The sequence below is a fragment of the Streptomyces sp. NBC_01298 genome, from assembly GCF_035978755.1.
GTDB lineage: Bacteria > Actinomycetota > Actinomycetes > Streptomycetales > Streptomycetaceae > Streptomyces.
On the sequence record NZ_CP108414.1, the window covers coordinates 7651740 to 7666496 of the forward strand.

The 14757-nt window shown below is 67.9% G+C and carries 16 protein-coding genes; 15 read left to right on the top strand and 1 reads right to left on the bottom strand.

The window, feature by feature from the left end; all coding sequences use genetic code 11:
• Positions 1 to 60: 60 nt before the first annotated feature.
• The 9 genes from OG730_RS35000 to OG730_RS35040 are packed head-to-tail and all read left to right on the top strand — an operon-like array spanning position 61 to position 7874.
• Positions 61 to 519 carry a phage terminase small subunit gene (locus tag OG730_RS35000; protein WP_327307990.1) on the top strand — a complete coding sequence of 153 codons (459 nt, stop codon included), beginning with the start codon at positions 61 to 63 and terminating at the stop codon, positions 517 to 519.
• A complete protein-coding gene (locus OG730_RS35005) occupies positions 512 to 2242 on the top strand; it encodes a terminase large subunit domain-containing protein (RefSeq protein WP_327307991.1) in 1731 nt (576 codons plus the stop codon). The genes OG730_RS35000 and OG730_RS35005 overlap by 8 nt, the downstream gene beginning before the upstream one ends.
• On the top strand, positions 2239 to 3669 hold the full coding sequence (locus tag OG730_RS35010) for a phage portal protein (RefSeq protein ID WP_327307992.1): 1431 nt from the start codon (positions 2239 to 2241) through the stop codon (positions 3667 to 3669). Before OG730_RS35005 ends, OG730_RS35010 begins: the two co-directional genes overlap by 4 nt.
• Positions 3650 to 4462, top strand: a complete 813-nt coding sequence (locus OG730_RS35015) for a VG15 protein (RefSeq protein ID WP_442815231.1) — start codon at positions 3650 to 3652, stop codon at positions 4460 to 4462. Before OG730_RS35010 ends, OG730_RS35015 begins: the two co-directional genes overlap by 20 nt.
• A 54-nt stretch (positions 4463 to 4516) precedes the next feature.
• Complete coding sequence (locus OG730_RS35020) at positions 4517 to 5101, top strand: hypothetical protein (protein WP_327307994.1); 585 nt, start codon at positions 4517 to 4519, stop codon at positions 5099 to 5101.
• A gap of 15 nt (positions 5102 to 5116) precedes the next feature.
• Positions 5117 to 6073 (top strand): phage major capsid protein, encoded by a 957-nt coding sequence (locus OG730_RS35025; RefSeq protein ID WP_327307995.1) that lies wholly within the window; start codon positions 5117 to 5119, stop codon positions 6071 to 6073.
• A gap of 29 nt (positions 6074 to 6102) precedes the next feature.
• Positions 6103 to 7086 (top strand): glycosyltransferase family 4 protein, encoded by a 984-nt coding sequence (locus OG730_RS35030; RefSeq protein WP_327307996.1) that lies wholly within the window; start codon positions 6103 to 6105, stop codon positions 7084 to 7086.
• A gap of 9 nt (positions 7087 to 7095) precedes the next feature.
• Entirely contained in the window at positions 7096 to 7512 is a 417-nt protein-coding gene (locus OG730_RS35035) for a hypothetical protein (protein WP_327307997.1), read from the top strand.
• On the top strand, positions 7512 to 7874 hold the full coding sequence (locus OG730_RS35040; RefSeq protein ID WP_327307998.1) for a hypothetical protein: 363 nt from the start codon (positions 7512 to 7514) through the stop codon (positions 7872 to 7874). Before OG730_RS35035 ends, OG730_RS35040 begins: the two co-directional genes overlap by 1 nt.
• On the opposite strand, the gene OG730_RS35045 is transcribed toward OG730_RS35040, so the two are convergent.
• Positions 7864 to 8193 carry a DUF4429 domain-containing protein gene (locus tag OG730_RS35045; RefSeq protein WP_327307999.1) on the bottom strand — a complete coding sequence of 110 codons (330 nt, stop codon included), beginning with the start codon at positions 8191 to 8193 and terminating at the stop codon, positions 7864 to 7866. The genes OG730_RS35040 and OG730_RS35045 overlap by 11 nt on opposite strands.
• Before the next feature lie 28 nt (positions 8194 to 8221).
• Here OG730_RS35045 and OG730_RS35050 point away from each other — a divergent pair, with 28 nt between their 5' ends.
• The 6 genes from OG730_RS35050 to OG730_RS35075 all read left to right on the top strand — a co-directional run bounded on the left by OG730_RS35050 (position 8222) and on the right by OG730_RS35075 (position 14756).
• Positions 8222 to 8554: an HK97 gp10 family phage protein gene (locus OG730_RS35050; protein ID WP_327308000.1), complete on the top strand. Its 333-nt coding sequence runs from the start codon at positions 8222 to 8224 to the stop codon at positions 8552 to 8554.
• The gene (locus OG730_RS35055) at positions 8554 to 8955 is read left to right on the top strand and encodes a phage tail termination protein (protein ID WP_442815130.1); all 402 of its coding nucleotides are present in this window, start codon (positions 8554 to 8556) and stop codon (positions 8953 to 8955) included. The genes OG730_RS35050 and OG730_RS35055 overlap by 1 nt, the downstream gene beginning before the upstream one ends.
• Before the next feature lie 74 nt (positions 8956 to 9029).
• A complete protein-coding gene (locus OG730_RS35060) occupies positions 9030 to 9614 on the top strand; it encodes a phage tail tube protein (protein ID WP_327308002.1) in 585 nt (194 codons plus the stop codon).
• Between the two features lie 93 nt (positions 9615 to 9707).
• Positions 9708 to 10034, top strand: a complete 327-nt coding sequence (locus OG730_RS35065; RefSeq protein ID WP_327308003.1) for a hypothetical protein — start codon at positions 9708 to 9710, stop codon at positions 10032 to 10034.
• 65 nt (positions 10035 to 10099) lie between these two features.
• Positions 10100 to 10450: a hypothetical protein gene (locus OG730_RS35070; RefSeq protein WP_327308004.1), complete on the top strand. Its 351-nt coding sequence runs from the start codon at positions 10100 to 10102 to the stop codon at positions 10448 to 10450.
• Between the two features lie 19 nt (positions 10451 to 10469).
• Positions 10470 to 14756: a hypothetical protein gene (locus OG730_RS35075; RefSeq protein WP_327308005.1), complete on the top strand. Its 4287-nt coding sequence runs from the start codon at positions 10470 to 10472 to the stop codon at positions 14754 to 14756.
• The last annotated feature ends 1 nt before the right edge of the window (position 14757 follow it).

Sequence of the window (14757 nt, forward strand, 5' to 3'; positions counted from 1 at the left end):
TGTACGGGTTTTCCTGGCGCCCGCGCGGCGCCGCCAACCGCCCCAGCGCGCCCCGGAGGCGTGCGCCAGACCCTGGAGGTCGCCATGGGCACTCGTGGACCCGTCCCGGAGCGCTCGGAAGCGCGCCGGCGACGCAACAAGACCGACGATGTTGGGCTGGTCAAGGCCCCGTCGACCCCAACTGACCTGCCCGAACTGCCTGAGCCGAATGAGCTCTGGCACCCGATCGCCACCGACTGGTACCTGTCCCTACGCGAGTCGGGCCAGGCCGCCTTCTATCAGCCTTCCGACTGGGCGATGGCCCGGTATGCGGCGGAGCTCATGTCGCGTGGCCTGCTGGAGGACCGCCCTCCCAACGGCCAGTACGTCGCCGCCCTGAACTCCGTGATGTCGAGCCTGCTGACGACGGAGGGCGACCGCCGGCGTGTCCGTATCGAGCTGGAGCGGAAGCCGGCCGTGAAGGCGGTCCCGGCGTCGGTGACGGCCATCGCCGACTACCGCTCTTCGATCGGTGGCTGACGGCGAGGTCCCGGAGGTCGTCACCCCCTTCACCATCGGCCCGACGTGGAAGCGAGGCGAGGACGGCAAGTTCATCCTCCCCGAGTACACGCTGGGTTGGCAGGCTCTGGCCTGGACGGCCACCTACCTTCAGCACTACGCCGGAGCCCCGTGGCGGTACACGGCGGAGCAGGCCCGCCTGACGCTGTGGTGGTACGCCATGGACCCGCTCACGAACCGATTCGTGTGGCGTGACGGCGTGATCCAGCGCCTGAAGGGCTGGGGGAAGGATCCCCTGATCGCGACCTTCTCCGCCTTCGAGTTCGTGGGGCCGTGCCGGTTCGCCGAGGTCGCCGACGAGGGAAACGAGTGGGGCATTCCGCCTGGCCAGCCTCTGGGACGGCAGCATCCAGCGGCGTGGGTCCAGATCGCGGCCGTCAGCCAGGACCAGACCCGGAACACGATGACCCTGTTCCCGTCGATCCTGACGAAGCGGGCGATCGAGGAGTACCGGATCGACCTCGGCAAGGAGATCATCTACGCCGACAAGGGCCGGGCCCGAATGGAGGCCGTGACCAGTTCGCCGCGCGCCCTTGAGGGCGGCCGGCCAACGAACACGAACCTCGGCGAGACCCACCACTGGGTTGAGTCGAACGGCGGGCACGAGATGGCCGCGGTCATCGAGCGCAACGCCACCAAGTCCGCCGACGGCGACTCCAGGACGCTTGCGAACACCAACGCCTACGAGCCGGGTGAGGACTCGGTGGCGGAGCGGACGCGGGAGGCTTTCGAGTCCGCGGAAGCTGGCCGAGCTGCCCAGGTTGGGCTGTTCTACGACAGCCTTGAAGCGCCAGCCGAGGCGAAGCTGTCCGAGGAGTGGATTGAACCCACCCTGCGAGCAGTTCGAGGCGACTCGACGTGGCTGGACATCGAGCGGCTGAAGGCGTCGATCCTGGACGTCCGCAATCCGCCGTCCCGGTCCCGCCGGTTCTGGTTCAACCAGATCACCGCCTCGGAGGACGCCTTCCTGGCGCCCTACGAATGGAACGCCTGCCCCCACGAGGGCATCGAGCTCCAGGCCGGCGACGAGATCGTCATCTTCTTCGACGGATCCAAGTCCGACGATGCGACCGGCCTCGTGGCAAGCCGCCTCTCAGACGGGCATGTACAGACGCTCGGCGTGTGGCAGAAGCCTCCGAACTGGCCTGACGGTGTGCCGTGGCGGGTACCCCGCGAGGAGGTGGACGGCGTCGTGGATCTGACGTTCGCCACGTACAAGCCTCTCGCGTTCTTCGCTGACCCGGGCTCTGGGTTCGACGAGGCGGACGGCGAGCGGTACTGGGACGGCTTCATCGACGCCTGGGCCCAGCGGTACGGCAAGCGGCTGAAGCTCAAGGCGGTGTCCTCCGGCCATGGCCAGCACGCCGTCATGTGGGACATGCGCGACCGGCGACGGCAGCAGACGTTCACTGAAGCCGTGGACCGCTTCTACCGGGACGTCCTGGAGCGCCAGCTGACTCATGACGGCCACAAGGTATTGCGGCAGCACGTCGCTAACGCCCGCCGGCGGACGAACGCCTGGGGCTACACGATCGGCAAGGAGCACCGCGAATCGGCCCGCAAGGTCGACCTTGCGGTGTGTGCGATCGGCGCGCGGATGCTGCGCCGAATGGTCATGAACTCGACGGCCTGGACGAAGCGGTCCACGGCCCGCGGCAAGGGACGGGTGGTGGTGCTGCGGTGACGACTCCCACTCTTCCTCTGCTGTCGCTGTCGGATGACGAGAAGCAAATCCTGACGATGCTGCGGTCAGACCTCCTGAGCGCACGCTTCAAGTTGGAGCTCTTCGACTCCTACTTCAACGGCGATCAGCTGGTGCGTGACCTCGGGATCTCGATTCCGCCGCAGTTGAAAGGCCTGCATACGATCATCGGCTGGCCGCGGATTGGTGTTGAGGCACTTGAACAGCGCCTCGACCTGGAGGCCTTCCGCTGGGCTGACGGATCGGATGCCACTGACCTGACGGAAATCGCCGAGGCAAACGACTGGCTGGATGAGGCGTCCCTGGGGCACCTGGACGCCCTCGTCTACGGTCGGGAGTACATGGCCGTCGGTGCAGGCGAGGGCGACATGCCTCCGCTGGTGACGTTCGAGTCTCCACTGGACATGACCCTGGCTTGGGACGCCCGGCTCCGGCTCGCGACGTCTGCGCTGCGGGAGAGTCAGGGCGACGCGCTGAACATGGGCCTGGCCCCCGAGGACCGGCTGGTCACGCTCTACCTGCCGGATCAGACGGTGTACGCCGTCGAATCCGGTAACGGCTGGGAGGTCATCGAGCGGGACGAGCACCAGCTGGGGATGGTCCCGGTTCTGCGGATGGCGAACCGGCAGCGGACCGCGGATCGTGTCGGCCGTTCGGAGATCACGCCGGAGGTCATGTCCATCACGGATGCTGCTTGCCGGCGCTTGGTGGGTATCGAGGTGCAGGCGGAGTTCTTCGGGGCTCCGGCTCGCTACATCCTCGGCGCATCCGAGTCTGCTTTTCAGGATGCGGAAGGCAATGCCAAGTCGGCCTGGGAGACGTATATCGGCCGCGTTCTGGCTTTGGAGCGGGACGAGGACGGCAACGTGCCCGAGGTCGGCCAGTTCATGGCCCACGATCCGTCCGGGCAGACAAAGATCATCGACCTGTACGCGCGGATCATGGCTACCCAACTCGGCCTGCCTCCGCACATGCTCGGCTACACCAGCGACAATCCCGCCAGCGCAGACGCCATCCGTTCCAGCGAGGGCATGCTGGTCAAGAAGGCCGAGCGTCGGATCCGCCGCTTCAGCGCCACGCATCGTGAGGCCATGCGCCTTGCTCTGTGGATGCGGGACGGTGAACCGCCCGCCAAGGAGCGGCGCATCGAAACGGTGTGGCGCAACCCGGCGACGCCGACGATCGCAGCGCAGACCGACGCTGCGGTGAAGATGGTTGCCGCAGGGATCCTCCCTGCCGACGGCGACGTGGTCCTCGAGATGGCTGGCCTGACCGAAGACCAGCGTCAGCGGGTTGCGGCCGAGCGGCGCCGCGCTCGCGGGGCTGAGCTGGTCCGGCAGCTGGCCGGCCTGACTGCGGCCGACCAGGAGGTCGCGCCGGAGGCCGATGATGGCGCCGACGGGCTCTGACGGCGGTCGCGCGGCCGACGCTCAGCGTCGGGCCCAGCGTGGCCTGACTCGCTTCCTAATGCGTGACATGAGAGGGCTGCGTCGCTTGATCATCCCGTCGCGTCTCGAGGCGTCCGTTCCGGAGTGGATCGAAGCGGTCCGGGCGCTGGTTGAGCAGTACGGGTCCGCATCGGCCAGCCTGGCCGCCGACTACTACGAGGCTGAGCGGGTTGCGGCCCTCGTGACCGGGCGCTTTACGGTGCCTTTGGTTGGGCCGCCGCCTGAGGAGCAGGTCGGGAACAGCCTGCGCTGGGCGACCAAGGACATCTGGGAGCGAGACCCTGATGACCCCGCCACGACTGAGGCGCAGCGGCAGCCGCTTGAGGTCCGATTGGTGCAGGCTGAGAAGAAGTCCGAGGCCGTCGCGCAAAAGCTGGTGACTGACCAGGGCCGCGGCACCGTCCGGGAGGCGGTGCACCAGGACCGCGCAGCGGTGGGCTACGCCCGCGCTGCCGCCCTCGGGGCCTGCGCCTTCTGCAAGCTCATGGCCACCCGGGGCCTGACGTACAAGTCGGCCGGTTCGGCCGGTCGCGACGTCAATAGCAAGTTCACCGGTGACGCCAGTGTCGTGAAGTTCCACGACAACTGTCATTGCCAGATCGTCCCGGTGTTCAAGGGGCAGCGCTTCGAGCTGTCCGATCATGCGCGCGAGTGGGAGCGGCTCTACCGCGACTACGCCGCGCCTTATCCAGGCGATCAGCTGAACCGGTTCCGGCAGGCTCTCGCCGACCACGGGCACATGCCCGTTCTGTAACCCATGGCCGCCCTGGAGGTGGCCTTCTCTCAGCCCCTGGAGGGCCGTTTCACCATGCCCGAAAACGAGGAGACCGAGCAGTCAGTCGAGGACTCGCAGGAGCCTGAGGCCGCCCCGGAGGCGGACGGTTCCCGAGAGGAGCCATTCGACCGAGTGCGGGCCGAAGCGAAGATCCGTAAGGCCAACAGTGAGGCGAAGAGCCTCCGCGAGCGTCTGAAGCTTCTCGAACCCCTCGCCGCTAAGGCGCAGGAGCTCGAGGACGCCCAGAAGACCGAGACGGAGCGACTCAACGACCAGCTCGCCGCACAGCGGGAGCGGGCCGAGAAGGCCATCCGCGCCGCGGTTGCTTCCAAGGTCGAGGCTCTGGCCCGCGACTTCGCTGACCCGGAGGACGCCGTCGGGTCACTGGACCTCACCGCGTTCGTGGACGAGGACGGCGTCATCGACAAGGACGCCATCAGCGCGGCCCTCGCCGACCTCCTTAAGCGCAAGCCCCACTGGGCCCGTCCCGACGAGGGCGGCCCGCGCCGTCCCGCCCCGGACCGTACCCAGGGCTCCTCGGGCAACGGCAACAGAACCCCCTCCGAGCCGGCGCAAATCTTCGCCGGACTCATGGAAAAGGCCCTGAAGGGCCGCTGAGAGAGGTAGCCCTCCATGGTTGCAACGAACCCCATCAAAACGTCGGATCTCTCCTCCATCTTCCTTCCGGAAGAGATCATCGGCCCGATCTTCGAGAAGTCGGTCGAGCAGTCTGCCGTCATGGCACTGTCCCGGCGCGTGCCCCTGTCCATGACCGCGCAGACTGCGGTGCCGGTTCCGCTGGACGTGCCGACCGCTGACTGGGTCGACCAGGCCGGGCGGAAGCCGCTGGGCTCCGGCGGCATGGACGTCAAGACGATGAGCGGCAAGAAGCTCGCGGTCCTCATCCCCGTGTCCATGGAGGTCGCCCGGTCTAACGCGGCCGGCCTGTTCACGCAGCTCCAGAAGGATCTGCCGACGGCGTTCGCTCGGGCCTTCGACCGAGCAGCGATCCACGGCAAGACGATGAAGGGCGCCACTGGCCCCTTCCCTGACTACCTGGCGGAGACCTCTAAGTCAGTGACCATCGGGACGGCCTCGCAGGCGACCGGCGGCATCTACAAGGACATCGTCAATGGCATGAAGGAGACCGTCGACGACGACTGGGACTACACCGGGACCCTGCTGGACCACCGGATGAAGCCCACCCTGCTCGGTGCGACCGACACCACCGGCCGGCCGATCTTCGTCGACACCACGGTCCCCGGCACTGGCGCGGCCCTGGCCGGCACCCTGGTCGGCGAGCCGGTCGCGTACTCCCGGTCGGTGTCCGGCAAGCTCCGCCGCCAGTCCGGCACGATCGACACAGGCCTGCGCGGTATCGGCGGCGACTGGTCCCAGACCGCCTTCGGCGTCGGCATGGACATCACCCTGCGCATCAGCGACCAGGCGACCTACGTCGACGAGGACGGCGGCGTGCACTCCGCCTTCCAGGAGAACCTGGTTCTCCTGCTGGCTGAGGCCTACTACGGCTTCGTCCTGGGTGACGTCGAGGCCTTCGTCAAGTACCTGGCGGCCGGCGGCTCCTCCTGATGCCGGGCGTGGGGGGTGGCCGGGCGCCGATGCGGATCGTCGCCCGGCTGCACGGCTACCCGCCGCGCCACAACGCCGGAGCCGAGTGGATGGTCCATTCCCAGCTCCGCGCGCTCGTCGAGCGGGGTCACGATGTGTCGGTGTGGCTGTCCCGCTACACGGACGACAAGGCCGACTACGACCTCGACGGTGTCCAGGTGGTGCCTCTTCAGTCCCGTCTGGACGCTGCATCCGCCATCCGCAGAGCTGATGTCGTCGTCTCTCACCTGGAGAACGTGCCGTCGGCTGGCGCGCTGGCCCGCGGGTACGGCAAGCCGCTTGCGGTGGTCTGTCACAACACCCACCGCCAGTCCTTCCGGGAAATGGCTGGGGGCTGCGAGCTGGCCGTCTACAACAGCCAGTGGATGAAGCGGGAAGCCGAGCTCTTCTTCGTCGAGTACCCGAAGGGTGTCCGTCCGGGGGGCGACGTCATCGTCCGGCCGCCGGTCTTTGCTGACGAGTACCAGACGAAGCCCGGCACGAAGGTCACCCTGGTCAACCTGAACGAGGAGAAGGGCGGCCGGCTCTTCGAGAAGCTTGCCCGACGTATGCCTGACGTCGAGTTCCTCGCGGTCGTCGGTGCATACGGCGAGCAGATCGTCCCCGACCTGCCTAACGTCGAGGTCATCGACCACATGTGCGGCCACGAGATGCGGGACACCGTCTACGGGCGGACGAAAATCCTGCTCATGCCGTCGTCCTACGAGTCCTGGGGCCGTGCGGGCGTCGAGGCCATGGCCAGCGGCATCCCGGTGATCGCGCACCCGACTCCGGGCCTATGCGAGTCCCTCGGCGAGGCCGGCGTCTTCATCGACCTGCGCGACGCGGACGGCTACGAGATGGCCATCCGTAAGCTCCTGACCAGCAAGACCGAATACGGGCTCGTCTCTAAACGGGCCAAGGCTCGCTCTGCCGAGCTGGACCCGACTCCCGATCTGTCGGCCTGGTGCACTGCCGTGGAGGCCCTGGCCTAGGAGGCTCTGATGACGTTCGTCCCTCCTACCGCCGAGCAGCTGGCCCTGTACCTGGGGTTGGAGGAGATCGCCGGCGACCGGGCCGACCTGCTGATCGAGCAGGCTGTCGCGCTGGCGGAGTCGGTCGTGAAGCCACTGCCGGACCAGGCGACCGCGGTCGTCCTGTCCGTAGCGGCCCGTGCCTACGTCAATCCACAGCAGGTGTCCTACGAGACCATCGGCCCGATGTCGGTACAGCGTCCGACGGGCAGCGGCGGCCTGTACCTCACCAAGGCCGACAAGGCGGCCCTGAAGTCTTTGGCCGGCCGCGGCGGTGCGTTCACGGTCGACCCGACGCCGGTGACCGCCGACCCGTCGCCTACGTGGCCGGTCGACGGAACCTACGGCGCCGGGCTGGAGTACGAGCCCGGCTGGGGGTGGGTGTAGTGCCCGCGCCGTACCCCTATGGCGAGACGGTCGTCCGGCTCCGCCTTGGCACCTCCCCAGGCCGGGACCCGCGCGGGCAGCCGATCCCCGGCACCCTGACCGAGACACCCTTCACGGGCTGCGTCGTCGCGCCTCGCGCCGAGACGCCGCAGGTCGGCGGGGAGCAGCAGCAGGCCAGGGACACCGTCATCGTCGGCTGGACGGTGTACGCGCCGCGCGGCACCGACATCATCACGACCGACAAGGTCCGCATCCGAGGCGAGGTCTGCGAGATCACCGGCCAGCCAGGCGACTGGGGCGTCAACCCCTTCACCGGGCTGTCAGGTGTTCTTCAGTTCGCCGCAGACCGGGTTACCGGCTAGGACGGGCCTGCTCGACGGCGGCCATCAGCTCCTGGGCGGCCTCATTGCTCTTGCGGGGGATCGACAAGCTGTACGGGTCCTCGTAGGGCGGTCGACCGCCAACCAAGGAACCCAGCGGCATCTCCGAACGAGGCCCTCTGTCTGGAAGAACGAACTGGACGTAGCCGTAGAAGAGGCTCCGGCCCAGCTTGTATCGCGTCGCGACTATGTCGGCTGCTCGGATCCTCATCGGCGCCGGCCTCGACCCAAACGGAGTCTTCGTAATGGTGATCCACTCGCCGTCGAAGCTGACGCTGCCCAGCACGCCGTTGACTTCCATGCCACCCCCAAGTTGAGGAGGTGAGGCTATGGCCGCCCGATTCAAGATGTCCACCCGGGGCGTCGGCCAGCTCCTGAACTCGCCAATGATCGCCGCCGAGATGCTTCGCCGTGCGGAGGCCATCAAGGGCGTGGGCGAGTCCATCTCACCCGTAGGTGGGCCTGGCGACCCGCACTCAGGTCAGTACAAGCGTTCCTGGTACGCCAAAGTGGAGCGCAAGGCGGTCGGCCGGTCCCGCAAGAAGCGCCCGGTCGGCGTGGTCGGGAACTCTGCCTACTACGCCCGTTGGGTGGAGTTCGGAACCGAAAAGGTTCACGCCCACCATGTGCTGTTGCGGGCCGCCCAAGTTGGGGGCCGCTGATGGCAGCCGTTGGCTCAGTGGATGTCGAGCTCCTCGTCATCCAGTGGCTTCAAGCGCAGCTCGGCAGCGGCGTTGTCGTCCGTGACGAGCTCGACAACAACCTGCTCGACGAGTTGCCGACGGTCCAGGTCGAGCGGATCGCGGCTGGCGACGACGACGGCTACCGGCTCGATCGGGCCCTTGTCGACGTGGACGTCTATGCCGCCACTCGCGGCGCCGCCGTGACCATGGCCACGCAGATCCGCGGCCTGCTCTTGGGCACCTTGCCCGGCTCCACCGCTGGTGGTGCAGTCGTCGGCCGGGTGAGAACGCTAACCGCCCCGGGCGTCCGCCCCTACGAGAACACCGGGCTCCGCCGCGTCGGGGCCACCTACGAGATCTACAGTCACCCGGTCTCCTGACCGGTCCAGGACCGCGCCGGCCCTGTCCCGACCCCGTCCGTTGGCGGGGTCTTCGCATGTAGGAGACCCACCTCATGGTCAACATCACCCGCGCCGCGGACCTGACTCAGATCGGCGCCAACGGCGGCGGCTGGGTCGCGGACGTCGGCACCGCAGCCCCCGCCACCCCTCTGACCCAGCCGGCTGTAGCGTGGAAGCCCCTCGGCTGCATCTCCGACGACGGTCTCGTTCAGGGCTTCGACGAGGACAGCCAGGAGTTCACCCCCTGGGGCCTGACCTCGCCGATCCGCACCCAGATCACCAAGAGCCTGCGGACGTTCAAGCTGACGGCGTGGGAGACCAGCCGCACCACGGTGCAGTCGCTGCAGTACCGCATCCCCGTCGCGGATCTCGCCCCGGTCGGCAGCCTCACCTCCTTCGCGGAGACTGCGAGCCCTGCCCCGGACCGGCGCGCCTTCTGGTTCGCGATCTTCGATGGGGACACCTCGCGCGGCTTCTACATCCCCGAGGGCGAGGTCAGCGACCGCAGCGACGTCACCCACAAGCAGGACCAGATGGCCGGCTTCGAGTGGACCATCACGGCCTACCCGGACGCCGCCGGCAACACCGTCTACCACGCCGACATGGTCCCGGTCACGCCCGCCTACATCGGGTCCTGACCCCACAGCGGCGGGCAGGCCGATACCTGGCGCGGTCCCGGCCTGCCCGTCTTCACCACCACCGCGACCGCGCCCGCCTGAAAGGACCGCGCCATGACCGAGAGCGACACCACGCCCGCCGAGGCCCAGGAGATCGAAGCCGGCGGCCACTACGTCACCGCCGAACTCTGTGGGAAGACCCTGGAAATCATCCCGTCCGGGGCCTGGCGACAGAGCAGCATGCGCCTCCTCAAGGCCAACGAGATGGACGACTTCTTCGCCGACGTCCTCAGCCCTGAGTCCTACGAGCTGTACCTGGACCTCGACCCCACCAACGACGAACTCGGACAGTTCCTGGACGACTCCGGGTCCGCCTCGGGCGAGCCGGTGGGAAAGTCCAGTGGACCCAATCGGTCGCAGAGGCGCACGCGGAAGCGCTAGAAGCCGACCTCGCGCACTACTACCCGCGCGACGCCGACCAGATCGACGCCTACTACCGCGGCGACATGACCGCCCGCCGACTGCGCGTCCTGATCCAGGGCCTACCGCCGGAATCGGCCACGCTGACGGCCCTACGGAACGCGATGCCGGAGGAGGAACTCGACCAGCAGGCTGAGCAAGGTGAGCCTGAGAAGGGCCGCTGGTCGCAGTCCGAGCTCCTGCTTGCCTCGGCCATCGACGCTCTGCGGCGTGTCGAGTACGTGCTGATCTGCGCAAACAGCGACAGCAAAGCCAAGCGACCGAGCCCGCCCGAGCCCCTGCCGAGACCCGGCGCCAAGCCCCGCAAGGCGAAGACCGAGCTCACTGAGAACAGCGCCAACAGGCTCTTCGAACTGATCAACGGAGGCGCGGCCTAACGCGCGGGAGGAGGCTCCCGTGGCAATCACCGTGGGTTCAGTCGAAGTCGACGTCATCCCCAACACCCAGGGAATCTACAACCGTCTCCGCGCCGGCCTCGTGCCAGCGGCCACCCGGGCCGGAGAAGACGCCGGCAGTGCCGCCGGACGCTCCTTCGGCCCGGCAATGCAGCAGGAGATCGGGGCCGTCGGAGTCTCGATCGGCCAGCAGATCGGCGGCCAGATTGCCGCCCGCATCACCGCGGAGATCCGCGGCTCCCTACGAGATGGCGTAACACAGGGCGGGCGCGAGGCGCGCGCGTCCGCAACCCGGCAGGGCTCGGAGACTGGCGGAGCGTTCTCCCGCAGCCTGCGCGTCCACCTGGAGGCCGCGTTCCGCAGCCTGCCTCAGCTGCAGATCGGCGCGGACACCTCGGAAGCTGACTCCGACCTGCAAGCCCTTCGCGCCCGCATGGAGACGCTCGCCGGTCAGCGAATCGGCATCGACATCGACGCGACCGCCGCCCGCGCGGAAATCCGGCTGATCGAGGCGGAACTCACCCGCCTCGGCGCCCAGCACCCCAACGTGCAGGTCCGCGCGGATACTGCTGCTGCCCGCGCTCAGCTTGCCCTTGTACATGCCGCGATCGAGGCGGTCGATGGCCGGCGTGTACGTATCGACGTGGACACCTCTGGCGCGCTGTCTGCCATCCTCCAGCTGACGGTGGCCATCGGCGGACTGGCTATACTCCCGGCGATCCCGGTCCTGGCGGCTGGCATCGGTGCGGTCGGGTCGGCTGCGGTGGTCGCAAGCGTTGGCGTCGGAGCTCTTGCCGCGGTGGCGGTGCCCGCCTTCATCGGCATCGCCGGCGCCCTGCAGGCACAGAAGGCTGCGCAGGAGGCCTCTACCGCAGCCACAAGCCAGGGAGCTCAGGCCGGCGCTCAGGCTGCATCGCGGGCTCTGCAAATGGCGGGCGCCCAGCAGGCTCTGGCGTCCGCCCAGCGCAACGCGGCAGCCCAGATTGCCTCCGCGCGGGAACAGGTACAGCAGGCTGCCCGAGGAGTCGAGGACGCCGAGAGGCAGCTCGCCGACGCCCAGAAAGCGTCGACCCAGGCACAGCAGGATCTCGTGCAGGCGCGGAAGGACGCCGCTCAGCAGCTCGAGGACTTGTCGAGCCGCTACACGGACGCCCAGTTGTCCGTCCGGGACGCAGAACTCTCCTTGGCCGAGGCCCAGGAGCGCCGCCGCGAGGTCGAGGCGGACCCCAAGGCCACCGTTTTGGAGAAGCAGCGTGCGGCCCTGGCGGTCGAGCAGGCCACTCAGCGCCTGAAGCAGCAGACCGTCGAGACGAAGCGGCTCGCCGAGGAGCAGGCGACCGCCGCCAAGACCGGCGTCGAGGGCACGCAGGTCGTCAAGCAGGCACAAGACCGCCTTGCCAAGTCCCAGGAGACTGTCGCGGACCGCGCACGCGGTGTCGAGGACGCCCAGGCGGGAGTTGCCAAGGCGCAGCAGAACGTCGCCCGAGCGACCGCCCAGGCTGCCGACTCGATAGCGTCTGCCCAGCGTCAGATTGCCTCCGCATCCGCCTCGGCGGCCGGGGGCGTCGATCAGGCTGCCCTGGCGCAGGCCAAATACCAGGCGGCCCTGGACAAGCTGTCCCCCAGCGCACGAGGCACGTTCAACGCTTTCCAGTCCCTCCGGACCGCGTTCAAGGCCTGGTCAGAGTCCCTGCAGCCCGCCGTGATGCCGATCTTCACTCGTGCGCTCGAGGGGCTCAAGAACTCCCTGCCGGGGCTCACGCCGATCGTTCTCGCCGCGGCGAAGGCTGTAACTGGCCTGCAGGACCGCATCGCGACCGGCTTCAAGTCGCCGTGGTGGCAGTCCTTCAAGGAGGACTTCGCTGGGTCGGTCGAGCCTGCCATCGCCGGCCTGGGCATCTCCTTTGGCCGCGTCTTCAAGGGCATGGCCGGTGTGATCCAGGGCTTCCTGCCGCACATGGACTCGATCTCCGAGCGGATGCAGACCATCACTGGCCGCTTCGCCAAGTGGGGCACGCAGCTGAAGGGCTCCCCGACGTTCGAGCGGTTTCTGTCCTACGCGGCCTCCATGGGTCCCACCGTCGCCGAGACGATCGGGAAGATAGCTGGGGGCCTCTTCGACGTCGCCAAGGCACTGGAGCCGATCTCAGGGCCGCTCCTGAAGGTGCTCGGCGCCCTGTTCGAAGGCGTGTCGTGGATTGCCACGAACTTCCCCGTAGCCATCCAGCTGATCTACGCAATCTTCATCGCTACGAGACTTTGGACGGTCGCGCTGCTCCTGTGGCAGGGCGCCATGTGGGTTGCCACGACCGCTACCTGGGCTTTCAATACGGCCTTCTTTGCTGGCCCCTGGGGCTGGGTCGCCCTCGCGATCATCGCCATCGTCGGCCTTGTCGTGCTCCTGTACACCAAGTTCGACTGGTTCCGGAACTTCATCGCCATCGTCTGGAGGACCATCCGGGACGGCGCGGTCTGGCTCTGGGAGAACGGGCTCAAGCCCATCTTCGTCGGCATCTGGGCCGGACTGAAGTACCTCGGCGCAGCCGCGATGTGGCTCTGGGAGAAGGCCGTCAAGCCAGCCTTCGAGGGCATCTGGCTAGCCGCCCGCATTCTCTTCGCCATCATCGTCGTGGCGGTGGTTCTGCCAATCGTGCTCGCCTTCAAGGTGCTCGCCGCAATCGCGATGTGGTTGTGGGAGAGCGCCTTCAAGCCCGCGTTCGAGGGGATCGCAGCCGCCGCGATGTGGCTGTGGGAGCACGCTCTAAGGCCCGTCTTCGGCTGGATTGCCGACGCTGCGGTCTGGCTCTGGCGCGAAAGGATCAGCCCGGCCTGGGAGGCCCTGAAGGTCGGCACTCGGGCCGTGGGAGAACGCTTCCGGGAACTCTGGGAGTCCTACATCAAGCCGATCTTCGGCTGGATCGCTGAGAAGGCCGGCTGGCTGTACGAGAACGGCATCAAGCCGCACTTCGACCGGATCCGGCAGGCGGCTGGCCTGGTCAAGGACGCCTTCGTCTTCGCCAAGGACGGCATCAAGTCGGCCTGGGAGCAGCTGGTCGAGATCACCCGTAAGCCGGTCAAGTTCATCGTCGAGACTGTGTACAACGGCGGCATCGTGCCCGTCTGGAACGCCGTCGCCAAGATCGCGGGACTCGGCCAGCTCGAGAAGGTCAAGTTCGCAACGGGTGGCTCGGTCTACGGAGCCGGAACTGCGACGTCGGACTCCATCCCGGCACTGCTGTCCAACGGAGAGCACGTCTGGACAGCTCGCGAAGTGCAGTCCGCCGGCGGCCACTCGGTGGTCGAATCCCTGCGGCAGCGGGCACTCCAGAACGGATCCACCTTCGCGGCGGGCGGCGCGGTCGGGATTCCGCAGTTCGCTGACGGCGGCATCGTCGACTGGCTGTCCGGCAAGGCACAGAAGATCGGCAGTGCGGTGATGTCTGCCTTCGACTTCGTGTCCAACCCCGGCAAGGCGTGGGACGCCGCTACGAAGGGGCTGCGGGACAAGATCGGTGAGAACCTCACCGGCAATCAGTGGGCGCAGGCCTTGAGCCAGCTGCCGTTGCGCATGCTGAAGGGCCTGAAGGACAAGGCGGTCAGCGGGGTTGAGGGCCTCATCGGAGGTGGGAACGCCTCCGGCTCCGTTGCTGCGGCCATGGGATTCGCCCGGTCCCAGGCTGGCAAGCCCTATCAGTGGGGCGGAGCTGGCGACCCGAGCTGGGACTGCTCGGGCTTCATGTCTGGAATCCAGAAGGTCATCCTCGGCCAGTCCCCGCTCGGGCGGCTGTGGTCGACGTTCTCCTTCCAGGGAGACACGGCTCCGGCCGGCTGGCGCCGCAATCTGCGCTCGCCGTTCATGATCGGCATCACCAACGCGGGCGTCGGTCACACGGCCGGCACCCTGGCCGGCATGAACGTGGAATCCCGCGGCGGCGACGGAGTCACGGTCGGCTCCCGCGCCCGCGGCTACAACGACTCCCTGTTCACCGACCGGTACGGATTCGCTCCGGCTCTCGGGAAGTTCGACTCGGGCGGCTTCCTGCAGCCTGGGATGAACCTGGCCTACAACGGCACAGGTCGCCCCGAGCCCGTCTTCACCACGGCCCAAGCCAACGCCCTAACTCGGGCGGCGGCGCGACCTACCGGCCTGCAATCCGGCGGCCCGGTCACGCTCGTAGTCCAAGACGGCCCCACCCTCCGCGCCTACGTCCAAGGCGAGGCAGGTTCCGTCGTCTCCTCCTACGACCAGTCGATGAGCATGCGGGCCGCAGCGGGAAGGAGGAGCTGAC